Below are 15,602 nucleotides of genomic sequence, written 5' to 3'. Positions count from 1 at the left end.
TGGGCAGCTCCATCAGGAGGAATTCGCGTGGCTCCATCCACAAACAACCAACGCAACGTCGTCTTCGTCGACGGCATTCGCACCCCGTTCGGCAAGGCCGGCCCGAAAGGCATGTACGCCGACACGCGCGCAGACGATCTCGTCGTCAAGGCGATTCGTGAGCTGCTTCGCCGTAACCCGCAGCTCGATCCCGCACGGATCGACGAAGTTGCTGTCGCAGCCACCACGCAGACCGGTGACCAGGGCCTGACCATCGGCCGCACCGCTGCGATCCTCGCCGGTCTCCCCGAAACCGTTCCAGGATTCGCCATCGACCGCATGTGTGCCGGCGCGATGACCGCCGTCACCACGACCGCGTCGGGCATCGGCTTCGGCCAGTACGACGTCGTGATCGCCGGTGGCGTCGAGCACATGGGTCACCACCCGATGGGTGAGGGCGCAGACCCCAACCCGCGTTTCCTCGCCGACCGCCTGGTCGACCCGAGCGCCCTCGTGATGGGTAACACCGCCGAGAACCTGCACGACCGGTTCCCGACCATCACCAAGGACCGCACGGACGCCTACGCCGTCAACAGCCAGAACAAGTACGACGCTGCCAAGAAGGCCGGCTTCATCGCCGACACCCTGGTCCCCGTCGCCACCCGCAGTTCCGCGGGCTGGGGTCTGGCCACCGAAGACGAGCCGCCGCGCCCCGGAACCACCGTCGAAGATCTCGCGAAGCTCAAGACGCCGTTCCGACCGGCCGGACGCATCACCGCCGGTAACGCAGCCGGACTCAACGACGGTGCCACCGCAGCACTGCTCGCCGGTGAGGACACCGCAGCCGAGCTCGGCCTGCCGGTCGGCATGCGCATGGTGGGCTTCGCCTACCAGGGCGTCGACCCCGCCGTCATGGGCATCGGCCCGGTTCCCGCCACTGAGAAGCTGCTGGCACGCACCGGCCTCAAGATCGAGGACATCGGACTCTTCGAGATCAACGAGGCGTTCGCCGTTCAGGTCCTCGCGTTCCTCGAGCACTACGGAATCGCCGACGACGACCCGCGCGTCAACCAGTGGGGCGGCGCCATCGCGTGTGGCCACCCCCTCGCTTCCTCGGGCGTTCGCCTGATGACGCAGCTCTCCCGCCAGTTCGCGACGCGTCCCGACGTGCGCTACGGCTTGACCACCATGTGCATCGGCCTCGGCATGGGCGGCACCGTCATCTGGGAGAACCCGAACCACGCTGACTACCAGGCAGGAGTCAACTAAATGTCTGATATTGCAACAGCATTCGCCGACGAGGTCGTGACGAACGCCTACACGAAGATCATCTCGGTCCCCGGCATCGAGGGCCCTTTTGCACTGATCACCCTCGACAACGGCTTCGACCACACCAAGCCGTCGTCCTTCGGTCCCGGCGGACTCGCAGCATTCGACGCCGCCCTCGACGAAGCCTTTGCCGCCAACCCGGTTGCCATCGCCGTCACCGGCAAGCCGTTCATCTTCGCCGCCGGCGCGGATCTCAAGGGTGTTCCCGCGATCACCTCTCGTGAGCAGGGACTCGAGCTGGGCCGCTTGGGTCACAAGGTGTTCCGACGCCTGCGTGAGTCGTCCGTTCCCACGTTCGCCTTCATCAACGGTGTCGCTCTGGGCGGCGGCCTCGAGGTCGGACTGCACAGCCACTACCGCACGGTTGCCGCCAATGCGGGCGCACTGGGTCTTCCGGAAGCATTCCTCGGTCTGGTCCCCGGTTGGGGCGGAACGCAGTTGCTCCCCAACCTCGTCGGCCCGTCGAACGCCGTCACCGTGGTTATCGAGAACTCGCTGAACCAGAACAAGGTGCTCTCCCCCAAGAAGGCACTCGAACTCGGCGTCGTCGACGTCGTTCTCGATTCCGCCGACTTCATCGAGCAGTCCCTCGCCTGGGCGTCGCAGGTCCTCGCCGGCACAGTGACCCCCGCTCGCCCCGAGATCGATCGTGGCCAGGGCTGGGACGACGCGATCGCTCGTGCGAAGGCGATCGTCGACGGCAAGACCAAGGGCAACGCTCCCGGCGCCGTCAAGGCCGTCGAGTTGCTCGAACTGGCTCGCAGCACCGACATCACCGATGCCGCCTCGCTCGACAAGGGCTTCGCGGCCGAGGACGAGGCTCTTGCCGACCTCCTCCTGACGGACGAACTCCGCGCGGGTCTGTACGCCTTCGATCTGGTGAACAAGCGCGCCAAGCGTCCCGCCGGAGCACCCGACCGCTCGCTCGCTCGTAAGGTCAGCGGCGTCGGCATCGTCGGCGCCGGCCTCATGGCCAGCCAGCTCGCGCTGCTCTTCGTCCGCCAGCTCAAGGTGCCGGTCATCCTGACCGACATCGACCAGGAACGCATCGACAAGGGTGTCGGCTACGTCCACACCGAGATCGAGAAGCTCCAGGGCAAGGGACGCCTGTCCCCCGACGCTGCGAACCGCCTCAAGGCGCTCGTCTCCGGCTCCCTCGACAAGGCCGCGTTCGCCAAGACCGACTTCGTCATCGAAGCCGTCTTCGAGAACATGGACGTCAAGAAGAAGGTCTTCGCGGAACTCGAGCAGTTCATCGCCCCCGAAACCATCCTCGCCACCAACACGTCTTCGCTCTCCATCACGGAGATGGCGTCCGGCCTCGAACATCCCGAGCGTGTGGTCGGCTTCCACTTCTTCAACCCGGTGGCCGTTCTTCCCCTCCTCGAGATCATCAAGGGCAGCAAGACCGATGATGCCACTCTGGCAACGGCTTTCGCCACCGCGAAGTCGCTGAAGAAGTCCGCCGTCCTCTGCGGCGACAAGGCCGGCTTCGTCTTCAACCGCCTCGTCACCCGCACCTTGGGTGAGGTCATGTCCGCCGTCGACGAAGGCACCCCCTTCGACGTCGCAGACAATGCCATCGCCGAACTCGGCATGCCCATGTCGCCGTTCACCTTGCTGGCCCTAGTCGGACCCGCAGTGGCACTGCACACCGGGGAGACCCTGCAGGAGTCGTACCCGGACCGGTTCAAGAGCTCACCCGGACTCGAAGCACTCGTCGAGGCCCGCAAGCCCGGCGTGTGGACCTGGGGCGAGAACGGTCAGGCCGTCGACCCCGAGGTCGCCGCACTGTGGCCGCAGGGTGACAAGGTGTCCACCTCGGAAGAGGTCCTCGAGCGCACACGTCGTGCATTTGCCGAGGAAATTCAGATCATGCTCGACGAGGGCGTCGTAGCGGCAGCCGAGGACATCGACCTCTGCCTGCTGCTCGGCGGAGGATTCGGATTCTGGAACGGCGGCATCACGCCGTACCTGGACCGCACCGGTACCTCCGAGGCTGTCAACGGCAAGCGCTTCCTCGCGCCTGGTGTTGCCAGCGTCTGAGTCAGTCGATCGACCCGTCACGGACGGCGTGCCTTCGGGTACGCCGTCCGTGGCGTTTGCGCAGGTTCAGAATAGTGTTCCCACATCGTCTTTCACGATGTTCTCGAGCGCACGCTCCGCGACGGCGGCGATGGTCATCGACGGATTGCACGCAGCGGAGTTTCCCGGCAGCAGAGCGCCGTCGAGCACGTACAACCCCCGCTGGCCCAGAACCCGCCCATCAAGATCGCACACCGAGTTCATGCAGGCACCGCCGAGGGGATGCCACGTGGAGGGCAGTATCGCGTTCGTGTCGGTGAGCAGTCCTCCTGCCGCGATCCGCTGGGCGGCCGGCCCGATGTGGCCTTGCTGGATCGCCGAATCCCCGTCCTTCGGCCAACGGAGCACCGCCTCACCCCGCGCCGAGTCGTACACGAACCGACCTCGGTCGCCGCTCACACCGAATCCGACCATCACCGTGCTGTGAGCGTCGAACGCAACGGGCGGGAACGACGCCTGAATGACGGTGAACGCATTATGCGGGTCGTCCCAGTTCCGGCTGCCGTAGACGACCGGCCCGCCCTGCGTCGCACCGAAGTTCTCGGCGAGATCCGACCAGATGTAGATCCGATCGGCATTGGTCCCCCACCCTGCGCCGAGCTCGTCCGGTAGATCCCTGATCCGCCCCGTTGCCGCGGCGCGGACCAGGAGTTTGGTGGTGTTCATGCTGCCTGCAGCCATCACGAGCGCATCCGTCGTCAAGATCTTGTTCTCGAGAATCTTGCCGGAAATGTCGGTCCGGTCCACGTACACGCGCCACCGTCCGTCGGCGGCCCGCTCGACATCGGTGACCTGGTGCAGAGTCTCCACATTCACCAATCCGGTCGCTTCCGCAGCCGCAATGTAGGTGACATCCACCGAATGCTTGCCACCGTTGTTGACACCGAGCGCGCCGTCACCGTTGGTGTAAGACGGCTTCATCTCACCCCTCAATTCGGCCAACGCGAAGTTCCAGTCGATCGGCATCGGAATCTTCGACACGGGTAGACCGGAACGCGCTGCGTTACGCGCGAATACACGTGCCGCCTCGTAGTTCGGGCTGGAAATCAGTTCGTCTGGTGCAGTTTCCACTTGCAGCATCCGCGCCACCCGCGGGTAATGGACGCGGCCCATTCGTGCGTAATCGAGCTCCTCCGGAAAGTGCGTGTTGAAGACCGCTTCTTCCGGTTGCAGCGTCATCCCCTGGTACACAAGCGATCCGCCGCCCACACCGGCTGCGCAGATCGCGGTCATGTTCTCACCGGTCACCGTCTCCAACAAACCCGTGTATGGCTCGAAGATCGCCGGCCTGCCGAACAGAGTCGGGTTGGACTGATGCCAGAGGATGCGCTTGTCCGGACTGGCTGGGTGCGGAAAAGTTTCGGCATTCGGCCCGGTCTGCCACCGAATCCCTCTCTCCAGCAAAGTGACCGGAACCCCCGCCTCGGCCAGGCGAAGTGCCGTCACCCCGCCGCCGAACCCCGATCCGATAACCACGGCACGGTGCACTTCACGTGTCAGTGGAATCCCTGTTGCAGCCCTGGCCGTGCGTGGCGCCATCATCGCGACTCCCACGGCGGCCGTACCGGCCAAGAATGATCTACGTTTCACTCCGGACATGACTGGTGCTCCCTCGAAGAATGTCGCCAGAGAATTCCGGGCACGCCAAAACTAGACACTCTGACGCTCGAGTGTCAAGGTTTTGGCGGAGCAGGCAAGGAACTACGAGGTCGACCGGATTGCGGGCCCGAGCCACCTCGAGAGAAAGGCCCGCAAGGAGTCGTCGGAATGTACGAGGTCACTGTCGAATGCAACAACCGAAAGCCCCAGTCGCACGGCAATTTCCACTATCTCATCCAACTCCGCCTCGGTGGCGAGGCCACGTTCGACCATAGGGGTGAGCATCTGACCAGCGAAAGGTATTGCTCGACTCATCATTTCGAGATCGAAGACAGGGTTTCCCCGCTCGGCGAGGAGCAGAGTCGCGAGCACCGGGTGAGCACGCACGGCAGTTCGCGCGGCAACGATGAATTCGACGACGTATTCACACGCCGTGTCGACCGACTCCACCTGTGCCGTGATCTCCCCGAGAACCTCGACAGCGAGACCGCCCATCGCCTGGGAGACGACCTCTTCACGTGTGCCGAAAATCGAGTACACCGTCTGGCGCGAGACACCGGCCGCGGTGGCAACTGCGGCAATGTTCACAGCCTCGAATCCGCCACCTTCGATCAGTCCGAGGGCGGCACCGAGAATCTTCTGCTGTGATCGCACGAGGAAAGTATTGCCCACCGAAACGGTGCACTGAGAAACGCGGTCCAGATCCGACTCCCACCTGCATAAACGGCACAATCGGTTTCGTTTGGCTGCCGAAATTCAGTAGGTTAGGCTGCCCTTCATGAAAACTTCTGTTCGGGGCTTCACTGCCCTCGGTGCGGCTGCAATCGCGGTCACCGCACTTGTCTCGTGCTCCTCGGATTCAGGCACATCCACGACATCCCAAGGTACGGGCGGATTCCCCGTCAGCATCGAGAACACCTTCGGCACCACGACCATCGACTCGAAACCCGAGCGCCTCGTCACCCTCGGATGGAACGCGCAGGACATCCTGTACGCACTCGATCTGACTCCGGTCGGACAGCCCAAGTACACCTACGGCGCGGACGACAACGGCGTCATGCCCTGGGCGCAGGACTACTTCGACGCGGACAAGACAACGCTCTTCGACATGCCGGCCAGCGGAGAACCGCCGATCGAGTCCATCGCGTCGTTGACCCCCGACGTCATCCTCGCGCCGTACGAGGGCTTCGAGGAATCCGTCTACAACCAACTGAGCAAGATCGCACCGACGGCCGCTTACCCCGGCGCGGCCTGGCAGACATCCTGGCAGGACCAGACCCGCATCGTCGGCAAGGCAGTCGGCAAGAGCGAAGAGGCCGACAAGCTCGTCGACGGCCTCGACGCGACTCTCGCCGATACCGCCACAGCCCACCCGGAGTTCGCCGGAAAGACATTGGCAGTGGTCAAGTTCGACACCGATTCGAGCAACATCAACGTCTATCTGCCCACTGATCCGCGGGTCCAGGTGCTGACCGAACTCGGGTTCGTCAACGCACCGGGCGTCGAGAAGCTAGCCGCGGACAATGCAGGTGGATCGTTCTTCAAGACGATCTCCTACGAGAACATCGCCGACATCGACGCCGATGTGATCGTCGGCTTCACCGACGGCTCCGGTGATCCGTCCGGCATACCCGCAGTCGGTGGACTCGGCGCGGTCAAGCGTGGATCCACCGCATTCCTCAGCGACACCCGGGTCATCGGCGGACTGAGCAACGTCAACGTCCTGAGCACGCCGTGGGTCCTCGGCCAGATCACACCGACGTTGAGCGAAGCCGCAAAGCGCGCCTCCGCCTAGAAACGAGATTTTCCCGACAACCCTCTCCGGCGTGATCCGTATCGAACGGCTCGCCGGAGAGGCGGGTGACCCGGAAATTCATGGCGAAGGATCTCGAAGACATCGCAGCAAAAGCCGAGCGCCGCTCGGGCGAGTAAAGCGCCCTCACCTGCACTTACCATATTGTTTGCATAATAACTGCAATCAATACGACATTACTGTGTCCAGCTGATTCGCTGCGGGAATGGACTCAGCTGGGTAACGGCGCGTGAGTCCCCGCCAAATCTGCCCGGGTGGGCGTAGCGTGCAGAGTGCTCGCGGATGGATCGGCGCATCGGGGTGTCGACCGTAGGGCCTTTGAGGGGGCAGGAATGGCATTCAGCGGAACCGCCTCCGGCGGAGGATCAGGCGCTACTCGCGCCGACGTCGGACATGCAGTGCTCTTCGCCGGCGCCGCCGCGCTCGGCGGTTTTCTGTTCGGATACGACACCGCAGTCATCAACGGGGCGGTCGGTGCGATCCGAGACAAGTACGACATCGGCGCCTCGGGCACCGGGCTCACGGTCTCACTGACTCTGCTCGGCGCAGCACTCGGCGCCTGGATCGCAGGCACACTCGCCGACCGACTCGGCCGCATCCGCGTCATGCAGATAGCCGCGGTGTTGTTCATCATCGGCGCCGTAGGCTCCGCAATTCCGTTCAGCGTCTACGACCTCACGTTCTGGCGCGTGGTCGGCGGCCTGGCAGTAGGTTTCGCGTCAGTCATCGCCCCGGCCTACATCGCGGAGATCTCCCCCGCCGCGATTCGCGGACGTCTCGGCTCGATGTACCAACTGGCGATCGTTCTCGGAATCGCCGTGTCGCAGTTGGTCAACTACGCCCTCCAGGCCGCGGCCGGTGGTGATCGCAATCAGATCGCAGGCCTCGAAGCCTGGCAGTGGATGCTGATGCTCGAGGCGGTTCCCGCAGTCCTGTACCTGATCATGACAACCACGATTCCCGAATCTCCACGGTTCCTCGTGGCGCAGGGCAAGGACGATCGTGCTCGCAAGATCATCTCCGATCTCGAAGGTGGAGATCACGACGCCGTCACCGAACGCATGAACGAGATCCGCGAATCTCTGACGGAGAAGCAAGCCAAGACCACAGTCCGCCAACTCTTCTCGAAGCGGCTCGGGGTTTCCCATCTGGTGTGGGTCGGTATTGCACTCGCCGCATTGCAGCAGTTCGTCGGTATCAACGTGATCTTCTACTACTCGAGCACCCTCTGGCAGGCGGTCGGATTCGGCGCCGACCGATCCCTGCTGATCAGCGTCGTGAGCGCCTTGGTCAACATCGTCGGTACATTTGTCGCCATCGCCGTCATCGACCGGGTCGGTCGAAAGCCGCTGTTGTTGGTCGGTTCCGCCGGTATGGCCATCTCACTGGGCACCGCGGCGTTCTGTTTCCATTCGGCAACAGTGACCAAGAACGAGATCGGCGAATCTGTGGCCACGCTGACCGGAGCGAACGCGACTATCGCACTTATCGGTGCGAACGCATTCGTATTCTTCTTCGCTCTGTCCTGGGGCCCGGTGGTCTGGGTGTTGATCTCCGAGATGTTCCCCAACCGCGTGCGTGCTGCAGCAGTAGGAATTGCGACCGCCACCAACTGGGTCGCGAACTTCCTGGTCTCCTGGACGTTCCCGGCACTGGCCGATTGGAATCTGTCGTACACCTACGCCGGCTACGCCGTCATGGCAGTGTTGTCGCTGTTCGTCGTCCTGCGATTCGTGAAGGAAACGCGAGGCAGCACACTCGAATCCGTCCAGTAACGAGATCTCACGGTGTCACACCGAAAAGCGGTGGCCCTCGGATTGATCCGAGGGCCACCGCTTTTCGAGATTATCGTGAGACGAGCCGTCAGCCTTGCGCGACTTCGCCCTGAGCCGACGCCGAGGACGCGTCTTCCTGGACGTGGACACCGACGCTGCCCATGCCCGCCACCCAGCCGGTGATCTTGCGGGAGAGGTCCTGAGCCGTGAGTCCGAGTTCCTTGTGGATGGCCTCGCGGCTGGCGTGATCGAGGAACTGCTGGGGAACGCCCATGTCGCGGCACGACGTGTGCACTCCGGCTGCCCGCATCGCCGCCGAGACCGTCGAACCGATGCCGCCGTGCAGACCACCGTCTTCGATGGTGACCACGAGGGCGTACTTGTCCGCCATCTTCACCAGGGAATCCGCGACCGGCAGAACCCACCGCGGATCGACGACGGCAACCGAGATGCCCTGCTTGTCGAGCCGCTCGGCAATCTCGAGTGCCAGGGATGCAAACGGGCCCACCGCGACGAGGAGCACGTCGCCGCGCTCACCCTCGCTGGACTTGAGAACGTCGACCATTCCGTCGAGTCGCTTCACGGCCGGAATCGCTTCGGGTACAGCGCCCTTCGGGAAACGAACGACGGTTGGGCCGTCGTCGACGAGAAGCGCCTCGTCCAGTTCTTCCCGCAGCGTGTCGGCGTCACGCGGTGCCGCGACGCGGATCCCCGGGATGATTCCGAGCAGCGAAAGATCCCAGACGCCGTTGTGGCTGGCGCCGTCGACTCCGGTGACCCCGGCGCGGTCGAGCACGACTGTCACCGGTTGCTTGAGCAGAGCGACGTCCATCAACAACTGGTCGAAAGCCCGATTGAGGAAGGTCGAGTAGATAGCAACGACGGGGTGAAGTCCGCCAAGTGCAAGACCGGCGGCCGAGGTCATCGCATGCTGCTCGGCGATACCGACGTCGAAGATCCGATCGGGGAACTTCTCACCGAAGGCCGCGAGGCCGGTGGGCCCGGCCATCGCCGCGGTGATGGCGACGATGTCCTCACGACGCGAAGCCTGCTCGATCAACGCGGCCGAGAAGACCGACGTCCAGTCCGGCGCGGACGACTTGGTGCCGCGACCGGTGACGGGATCGATGACACCGGTGGCATGCATCTGGTCGGCCACGTCGTTCTCGGCGTGTGCGTAACCGTTGCCCTTTCGAGTGACGGCATGCACGATGACCGGTCCGCCGTAGGCCTTCGCCCGGCGCAATGCCGATTCCATGGCGGCTTCGTCGTGTCCGTCCACCGGTCCGAGGTATTTGATACCGAGATCGGTGAACATGACCTGAGGGCTGACCGCGTCTTTGAGACCCGCCTTCATTCCGTGCAGGACGGAGTACGCGGTGCGCCCCACCCAGGGCAGTCTCTTGACCATGCGTCGGCCACTGTCGAGGGCGCGCTCGTAACTCGGTGCGGTTCGCAGTGCCGAAAGATGGTCGGCGAGTCCGCCGATGGTCGGTGCGTAGGAGCGGCCGTTGTCGTTGACGACGATCACCACCGAACGGTCCTTGCCTGCCGCGATGTTGTTGAGAGCTTCCCAACACATTCCGCCGGTCAGCGCACCGTCACCGACGACGGCAACTACGTGGCGATTCTGACCCGTCAGCGCGAAGGCCTTCGCGAGGCCGTCGGCATAGGACAGCGCGGCGGAAGCGTGAGAGGACTCGACCCAGTCGTGTTCGCTCTCGGCGCGGCACGGATACCCGGACAGTCCGCCCTGCTTACGCAGAGTGTCGAACTGATCCTGACGACCGGTGAGGATCTTGTGTACGTAGGCCTGATGGCCCGTGTCGAAGATGATCGCGTCCTGCGGCGAGTCGAAAATTCGGTGCAGTGCGAGGGTCAACTCCACGACGCCCAAGTTGGGCCCGAGGTGACCACCGGTCGCAGCGACCTTCAGCACGAGGAACTCACGAATCTCGTCGGCCAACTCCGTCATCTCGGCGTGGCTCAACTGACGTAGATCGTCAGGACCCTGAATGCGGGCAAGAACACCCAACGAGATCGCTCCCTCCGTGCTTCACAGCTGCACCGGTGCGCGCCGCGGCTGTCTTCGCGACAGTGCTGCCAGTCTACGGAGCGTTCCGGCGAACCGACACGCGGACTCGGCCCGATTCCGGTGTGACTTCGCGTAACAGCGAAATCCCGCGGATCGCTCGTGATCGCAATCACAGACAAATGGGATCCGTCGCGATCGACTCGGCAACTCTTCTTCCACAAAACGACCGCCATGTCAGCTTAAGGTCGACGTATGGGAACTGTGGTCGACGACCTGATAACGCGAGTGTTCGACGAAGTCCGATCACTCGACGAAGGCGAGTTGGCCGACTACATCCCCGAACTCGCGGCGGTCGCCCCCGATTCGTTCGGAATCTGCATCGCCACCGTAGACGGTTACGTCTACGAGATCGGTGACTCGCGAATCCCGTTCACCATTCAGTCGATCTCGAAGCCCTTCACCTACGCCTTGGCTCTCGCCGATCGAGGAAGCGAGGCGGTTGCCGCGAAAATCGACGTCGAACCATCCGGCGAGCCGTTCAACGAAATCAGCCTCGACCCGCTCACCGAACGGCCACGAAACCCCATGATCAATGCCGGGGCGATCACCGCTGCATCACTGGTTGCCGGACCGAATCCCGAGGCCCGCTTCGAGCGCATCCGCTCGGCGTACTCGCGATACGCAGGCCGCGAGCTGACCTTCAACGAAGCCGTCTACACCTCCGAGGCCCGCACCGGTCACCGCAACCGTGCGATCGGCCACATGCTGCGATCCTTCGACGTCATCACCGGCAATCCCGACGAGGCCGTCGACCTGTACTTCCGTCAGTGTTCGATCGACGTGACCTGCCGTGATCTGAGTCTGATGGCTGCGACGATGGCGAACAACGGCGTCAATCCGCTCACCCACGAGCGTGCGCTGGCACCCGCAGGCGTCGAACAGGTCCTCAGTGTCATGGCAACCTGCGGGATGTACGACGGCGCCGGCAAGTGGCTGGTAGAGGTCGGATTGCCGGCCAAGAGCGGTGTCGGCGGCGGAGTGCTGGCGGTTCTGCCGGGCCAGATCGGGATCGCCGTGTACTCCCCCAGGCTCGACGTTCACGGCAACAGTGTTCGCGGAGTTGCGTCTGCCCGGGCACTGTCGAAGGAACTCGAACTGCACTTCCTCCACGTGACGCGGGCGTCACGCTCGTCGATCCGGGCCAGATACAGCGTCATCGAAGCACCGTCGCGAGTACGACGCACCCCGACCGAACAAGCCGTGCTCGACGACGTCGGCAAGCGCAGCCGGGTCTACGAACTGCACGGCGATCTCCTCTTCACCGGTGCCGAATCGGCGGTCCGCGAAATCGGCTCGGTGGACGAGGGCCTCGAAGTTGTCGTCATCGACGTCCGCCGCGTCGACGACGCCAGCGACGTCGCAGTACGCATGATCACCGCGCTGCAGGTTCAACTGGCCGAGCAGGCTTGTGCTGTGGCCGTCGTCGATCCGCAAGGACTGCTGGGACAACGAAGTTCGAGCATCGACCCCGCCAGACGAAGTGGTCGGGTTTTTGCCGATCTCGATTCCGCCATGCAGTGGTGCGAAGACACGCTGCTTGCGGTGCATTGTGAGGCCGATCGGCAGGCGTCGACGATCTCGATCGAGGACCACCCAGTTCTCGATGCTCTGTCCGCGGCGCAGATCGAGGGATTCTCCGCAGAACTGGAGACGCGAACCTATGCCCGCGGCGAGAAGATCGCCCGCCGAGGCGAAGCGGCCTCGGGGTTCTATCTGATTCTCAGCGGCCAGGTCAGCACCATGTTCACCGACGCGCACGGGGTCGAGCACCGCATCACGACGCTCTCCGCCGGAATGACGTTCGGCGAGATGACGATGTTCCTCGACACTCCGTTCCTCAACGACATCCGCGCCGATTCCACGGTCACCGTGGCCGTCCTGACTCCGGAGCGATATGCAGAACTGACCGCGCAGGCACCCGAGTTGAAACTTGCGCTTCTCGAACGACTGGCGGCGGGCGCCTACGAGCAATTGGACCTGATGTTGCGGAGTGTCATATCCGCCGGACGAATCGGATAGGAACCACACGTGCCCACCACCGCCTTCACCTCGGAGCCGTCCACTGTCACGGTGACCGGAACCGCCACTGCAACAGCTGTTCCCGACATCGTGCGATTGACGATCGGAGTATCGGTGACACAGACGGCCGTTTCCGACGCGTTCGACGCCGTCGCGCGTCTGTCCACTGCCCTGACCGAGACCCTGCACGCGCGCGGTGTGCGCGGAGCGGACCTCACCACCGCCGGGCTGAGCGTCCATCCGCAGACTCACTGGAGCGACGGAGGCCGCCAGGAGACAACAGGATTCACGGCATCGACAACTTTCCGAGTCGTACTGCGAGAGCTGGAGCCGGAAGCGGCGAACTCCCCCGCTGCCGTCATCGCGGCATGTGTATCGGTGGGTGGCGACGCGATTCGGCTCGACGGACTGGAGTTCGATCTCGACGACCGCAGCGATCTGGCGACAAGAGCACGCGAATTGGCCTGGACGGCAGCCGAATCGAAGGCCAGACAGTTCGCAGACCTGGCAGACAAAGATCTGGTCGAAGTCCTCGAGGTGCTCGAGGACTTCGACCAGATCGTGCCGATGCGCGGACGTGTCGCGGCGATGAAAGCGGATTCGGCCCCGATAGCCGTCGAACGCGGAGAGATCGAAGAATCGATCTCGGTCCGCGTTCGATGGGCTATGGCGTGACAACAGTAATTCAGAAGACGCGGCCGGCAGTAGACCAGCCGGGCTTGCGGATCAGCGAGTGAGGTTCTTCTCCTCGTTCTTCTCTTCGCGTTCTTCTTCGAACTTCTGCTCGGCGTCGGGGGTTGCCATGTCGATGGTGGTGCGCAACGGACGGTTCGGGATGAAGATGACCGACACGAGCGTGACCACGGCGACGACGGCTGCGACCAGGAAGATCCGTCCTGTTGCGTCGCCGTAGGCGAACCGAACGATCTGCGAGACGAAGTCAGGCATATTGCTCAGGTCGAGGCCGTCCTGGAGGCTCTTTCCAGCTACTGCCTGCTGCTCGGGCGGCAAGGTGGAGACCGAATCGACTGTCAGTGTCTTGACGCGGGTCGCAAGAATCGAACCGAGCACCGACACGCCGATCGCGCCGCCGAAGGTGCGGAAGAACGCCACGATACTGCTGGCCGCGCCGATGTTCTCGACGCTGACCGTGTTCTGCACGGCGAGAACGATGTTCTGCATCAGCATGCCGGTACCGAGACCCACGATGGCGATGAAGATTCCGATTGTCCACAGGCTGGTTGCGTGGTCGATCGTCGACAGCAGCCCGAAACCGACCAGCAGCAGAACTGCGCCGGCGACGATGAAGGGCTTCCACTGACCGAACTTGGTGATCAGCTGGCCCGAGCCGACCGAGGCGACGAGCATGCCTGCGACCATCGGAATGGTGAGCAATCCGGCTTCGGTGGGATCGAATCCGCGTGCGGTCTGGAAGTACTGCGTCAGGAACGTCGTCGCGCCGAAGAGGCCGACACCAACTGCGATCGAGGCGATGATCGCGAGAGCCGTTGTGCGCTCGGTGATGATCTTGATCGGCAGGATCGGATCCTTGACCTTGGATTCGACGAACATCGTCAGGCCGAGCAGGGCCAGACCACCGATGACGAAGAAGGCCGACTCCTTCGAGAACCAGGCGTAGTAGTCGTCCTGACCGGCAAACGAAACCCAGATCAGCAGGACGCTGACACCGGCGGTGAGCAAGGTGGCGCCCATCCAGTCGATGGAGACGTTGTCCTTCTTCACGGTCTCGACGTGCAGTGTGCGCTGAAGCAGGAACAATGCGATGACTGCCAGCGGAACACATACGTAGAAGCACCAGCGCCAGCCGGCAGTGTCCACGAGGACGCCGCCGAGGATCGGTCCACCGGACATCGAGACGGCCATGGCCGCACCCATGTATCCGGAGTAGCGACCGCGATCTCGCGGCGGGATGATCGTGCCGATGATGGCTACGACGAGAGCGGTCAGACCGCCCATACCGATGCCCTGGATGACACGCGCACCGAGCAGCAACGGAACGTTGTGCGCCGCGCCGGCGATGACCGAGCCGATCACGAAGATGACGATCGCGGTCTGGACCAGGACCTTCTTGTTGTAGAGGTCGGCAAGCTTGCCCCAGATCGGCGTCGACGCCGCGGTGGCGAGCAACGCTGTCGTGATGATCCAGGCGTACTGCGTCTGAGTTCCGTGCAGTTCACCGATGATCGTGGGAAGCGCTGTGGAAACGATGGTGCTACTGAGCAGCGCGGTGAACAGCGCTGCGATGAGTCCGGTGAGTGCTTCGAGAATTTCGCGGTGAGTCATCGCGCCCGCTTCGCGAGCCGATCCGTCACCTCCGGTACTTGCCCGGGTTTCTCCTACTGTTGCTGCCATGTGCCTTATCTCCCAATACTTTCTACGCCCGTGTGCGGAACTGCCGGTGAGGCCTGCCGATTCGATGCGCCGAACGTCTCGTTGAGACGTTGCAGCGATGTCACTGCGGCCATGGCCTCTTCCTGGCTCCAGTCTTCGAGCATGTTGCGCAAACGCGCCGCACGCCGCTGCGTGGTTCTCCGTAAAACGTCGTGTCCCTCTTCCGATACTCGGATGCGGAACGCCCGCTTGTCAGCCGGATCGGGATTTCTCTCGACATACCCAGCGTCGACCAGATCCGACATTTGTCGGCTGAGCGACGACTGACTGACACACAGATCGACGGCCAATTCGTTCTGTCGGCACTCCCCACGCGCTGCCAGCATGAACAACACACTGACCAGCGCAGGCGGCAGCAGGCTGTCTGCACCGGTGGTGACCGCGGCTCGCAGCGATCTGCCGAACATGAAGATCGTGTCGACGAGCGCTTGGGCCGTCTCCGGCTGTACCGACATTGCCTACCCCTGAATTCGAGTGGCCCGAACGAGCCGTGACT

11 protein-coding genes are annotated in these 15,602 nt (G+C 63.5%); 6 read left to right on the top strand and 5 right to left on the bottom strand.

Annotation, left to right across the window (positions count from 1 at the left end):
- The first annotated feature begins 27 nt into the window (after positions 1 to 27).
- Complete coding sequence (locus tag GN300_RS24305) at positions 28 to 1,248, top strand: thiolase family protein (protein WP_003942598.1); 1,221 nt, start codon at positions 28 to 30, stop codon at positions 1,246 to 1,248.
- Complete coding sequence (locus tag GN300_RS24300) at positions 1,249 to 3,354, top strand: 3-hydroxyacyl-CoA dehydrogenase NAD-binding domain-containing protein (RefSeq protein WP_007732875.1); 2,106 nt, start codon at positions 1,249 to 1,251, stop codon at positions 3,352 to 3,354.
- A gap of 66 nt (positions 3,355 to 3,420) precedes the next feature.
- Here the strand turns inward: GN300_RS24300 and GN300_RS24295 are convergent, their stop codons facing one another.
- Together GN300_RS24295 and GN300_RS24290 are read right to left on the bottom strand one after the other, a co-directional pair.
- Positions 3,421 to 4,992, bottom strand: a complete 1,572-nt coding sequence (locus tag GN300_RS24295; protein WP_082845791.1) for a GMC oxidoreductase — start codon at positions 4,990 to 4,992, stop codon at positions 3,421 to 3,423.
- Between the two features lie 102 nt (positions 4,993 to 5,094).
- Positions 5,095 to 5,646 (bottom strand): TetR/AcrR family transcriptional regulator, encoded by a 552-nt coding sequence (locus GN300_RS24290; RefSeq protein WP_042920005.1) that lies wholly within the window; start codon positions 5,644 to 5,646, stop codon positions 5,095 to 5,097.
- A 124-nt stretch (positions 5,647 to 5,770) separates the two neighbouring features.
- Between GN300_RS24290 and GN300_RS24285 the strand changes: the two genes are divergently transcribed.
- Positions 5,771 to 6,787, top strand: coding sequence for an iron-siderophore ABC transporter substrate-binding protein (locus tag GN300_RS24285; protein WP_063316502.1), 1,017 nt, complete (start codon positions 5,771 to 5,773; stop codon positions 6,785 to 6,787).
- A gap of 350 nt (positions 6,788 to 7,137) precedes the next feature.
- Positions 7,138 to 8,580 carry a sugar porter family MFS transporter gene (locus GN300_RS24280; RefSeq protein ID WP_050656622.1) on the top strand — a complete coding sequence of 481 codons (1,443 nt, stop codon included), beginning with the start codon at positions 7,138 to 7,140 and terminating at the stop codon, positions 8,578 to 8,580.
- Positions 8,581 to 8,668: 88 nt separating this feature from the next.
- On the opposite strand, the gene dxs is transcribed toward GN300_RS24280, so the two are convergent.
- Complete coding sequence (gene dxs, locus GN300_RS24275; RefSeq protein ID WP_007732868.1) at positions 8,669 to 10,615, bottom strand: 1-deoxy-D-xylulose-5-phosphate synthase; 1,947 nt, start codon at positions 10,613 to 10,615, stop codon at positions 8,669 to 8,671.
- Between the two features lie 252 nt (positions 10,616 to 10,867).
- Between dxs and glsA the strand changes: the two genes are divergently transcribed.
- Together glsA and GN300_RS24265 are read left to right on the top strand one after the other, a co-directional pair.
- Positions 10,868 to 12,694, top strand: coding sequence for a glutaminase A (gene glsA, locus GN300_RS24270; protein WP_054188510.1), 1,827 nt, complete (start codon positions 10,868 to 10,870; stop codon positions 12,692 to 12,694).
- Between the two features lie 9 nt (positions 12,695 to 12,703).
- On the top strand, positions 12,704 to 13,369 hold the full coding sequence (locus tag GN300_RS24265) for an SIMPL domain-containing protein (RefSeq protein WP_050656624.1): 666 nt from the start codon (positions 12,704 to 12,706) through the stop codon (positions 13,367 to 13,369).
- Positions 13,370 to 13,420: 51 nt separating this feature from the next.
- On the opposite strand, the gene GN300_RS24260 is transcribed toward GN300_RS24265, so the two are convergent.
- Positions 13,421 to 15,067 (bottom strand): MDR family MFS transporter, encoded by a 1,647-nt coding sequence (locus GN300_RS24260; protein WP_007732863.1) that lies wholly within the window; start codon positions 15,065 to 15,067, stop codon positions 13,421 to 13,423.
- A gap of 5 nt (positions 15,068 to 15,072) precedes the next feature.
- Positions 15,073 to 15,561, bottom strand: coding sequence for a MarR family winged helix-turn-helix transcriptional regulator (locus tag GN300_RS24255; protein ID WP_003942624.1), 489 nt, complete (start codon positions 15,559 to 15,561; stop codon positions 15,073 to 15,075).
- Positions 15,562 to 15,602 lie beyond the last annotated feature (41 nt).

Source organism: Rhodococcus sp. Ni2 (assembly GCF_021352185.1).
Classification (GTDB): Bacteria; Actinomycetota; Actinomycetes; order Mycobacteriales; family Mycobacteriaceae; genus Rhodococcus_F; species Rhodococcus_F qingshengii.
Note: the sequence above shows the minus strand (reverse complement) of the source record. Positions and strands in the feature narration are given on the sequence as shown.

What these genes read in the sequence shown, in the direction of transcription:
- GN300_RS24295 (WP_082845791.1), bottom strand. Translation starts at nt 4,992, where the DNA reads ATGTCCGGAGTGAAACGTAGATCATTCTTGGCCGGTACGGCCGCCGTG.
- GN300_RS24255 (WP_003942624.1), bottom strand. Translation starts at nt 15,561, where the DNA reads ATGTCGGTACAGCCGGAGACGGCCCAAGCGCTCGTCGACACGATCTTC.
- GN300_RS24285 (WP_063316502.1), top strand. Translation starts at nt 5,771, where the DNA reads ATGAAAACTTCTGTTCGGGGCTTCACTGCCCTCGGTGCGGCTGCAATC.
- GN300_RS24260 (WP_007732863.1), bottom strand. Translation starts at nt 15,067, where the DNA reads ATGGCAGCAACAGTAGGAGAAACCCGGGCAAGTACCGGAGGTGACGGA.
- GN300_RS24280 (WP_050656622.1), top strand. Translation starts at nt 7,138, where the DNA reads ATGGCATTCAGCGGAACCGCCTCCGGCGGAGGATCAGGCGCTACTCGC.
- glsA (WP_054188510.1), top strand. Translation starts at nt 10,868, where the DNA reads ATGGGAACTGTGGTCGACGACCTGATAACGCGAGTGTTCGACGAAGTC.
- GN300_RS24300 (WP_007732875.1), top strand. Translation starts at nt 1,249, where the DNA reads ATGTCTGATATTGCAACAGCATTCGCCGACGAGGTCGTGACGAACGCC.